The organism is Parafrankia sp. Ea1.12, assembly GCF_900465275.1.
Classification (GTDB): domain Bacteria; phylum Actinomycetota; class Actinomycetes; order Frankiales; family Frankiaceae; genus Parafrankia; species Parafrankia soli.
This window is the reverse complement of the sequence record NZ_UBIZ01000615.1, coordinates 1-1,292: the sequence shown is the minus strand read 5'-3', so window position 1 is coordinate 1,292 and position 1,292 is coordinate 1. Positions and strand designations below refer to the sequence as shown.

The following is a 1,292-nucleotide window of genomic DNA, read 5'->3' as shown; positions in this document are numbered from 1 at the left end:
CCAGGTCGACACCGATCACACCACCAGTGGCCTGCCGGGCGGACGGCCCGTCGGGGATCTCCCGCTCGACCTGCACGGTGAACGACACGAACCAGCGGCCAGCCGTGCGGGACACGGCCGCGCCGAGGAGGCGGGCACGGCCGTCGCCGAGCAGAGCGGTGAGCGCGCCCATCGGCTCGTGGACCTTCACCCGGCCGATCCGGGGCAGTTTCACATGCCGGTCCCCGTCCGGACCGTAGGAGCCGGTGGTGTACCGGAACGAGTCACGGGCCTTCCCGCGCTTTTTGAACCGGGGGAAACCGACCGTGCGGCCTTTCCGCTTGCCCGTGCGGGAGTCGGAGAAGTTCTTCAACCCGGCGGCCAACTGCGCCAGCCCGGCGGAGAACGCCTCCTTCGAGCACTCCGCCCACCACGGCGCGATGTCGTTCTTCACCGTGTTCCAGGCCAGGCGCAGCGCGGGCAGCGTCCACGGAACCGCGGTGAGCAGGTCGCCGGCCAGCCCGTAGGACTCCTCGGCCTCGCGCTGCGCCAGCGCGGCCTTCACCCGAGCCAGGCCCCAGTTGAACGCGAACCTGCACGCGCCCGCGTGCCGACGCAAGCCGGCACGCCCGATGTTGTTCGGGTCGAGCGCGAACCGGTACGCCTGCAGCGTCGTCTTCACATGGCTGCCTCGGTGGCGGCCGCGACGGCGCGAGCGGCCCGGTTCGCGGCGCCGCGGCGGCCATAGAGCCGGGCGCACATCGACGTCAGGATCTCGGTGATGTCCCGTACCAGGTCGTCGTCGACCTCCGAGGGATCGACGACGAGCAGCCGCCGGCCGCTGGCGGCAAACGCGGCCTCGACATACTCGGCACCGAACCGGGCGCAGCGGTCCCGGTGCTCGACGACGATCGTCGTCACCTCCGGGTCACCCAGCAACGCGAGGAACTCCCGGCGGTGCCCGTCCAACGCGGAACCGACCTCGGTCACGACCTTACCGACGGCCAAATTCTGGCCCGCAGTCCAGCGGACGATCCGGGCGACCTGCCGGTCAAGGTCCGATTCCTGGTCAGCGGACGAGACACAGGCATAGACCGCCACCGTCCCCGACGGGACCGATCGCGCGGGCTCGTCGACGAGGATCAGCCCGCCGACCCGACGGGCAGGAACCGGAAGCCTGCCGTCAAGGAACCACTGTCGGGCGGTGGAGTACCCGACTCCGTTCGCCGCAGCCCACTCCTTGAGGTTCACACCACCACCATACAGCGCTATCTGACACCATCCAGCGCTAACACGACAGCAGATTTCACCCC

2 protein-coding genes are annotated in these 1,292 nt (G+C 70.0%); both read right to left on the bottom strand.

The window, feature by feature from the left end; all coding sequences use genetic code 11:
- Positions 1 to 661 (bottom strand): helix-turn-helix domain-containing protein (locus FMEAI12_RS33450; protein WP_146776831.1); only part of this gene is annotated, 661 nt, incomplete at its 3' end.
- Positions 658 to 1,230, bottom strand: coding sequence for an IS607 family transposase (locus FMEAI12_RS33445; protein ID WP_112109123.1), 573 nt, complete (start codon positions 1,228 to 1,230; stop codon positions 658 to 660). The genes FMEAI12_RS33445 and FMEAI12_RS33450, both read right to left, overlap by 4 nt.
- Between the last annotated feature and the right edge of the window lie 62 nt (positions 1,231 to 1,292).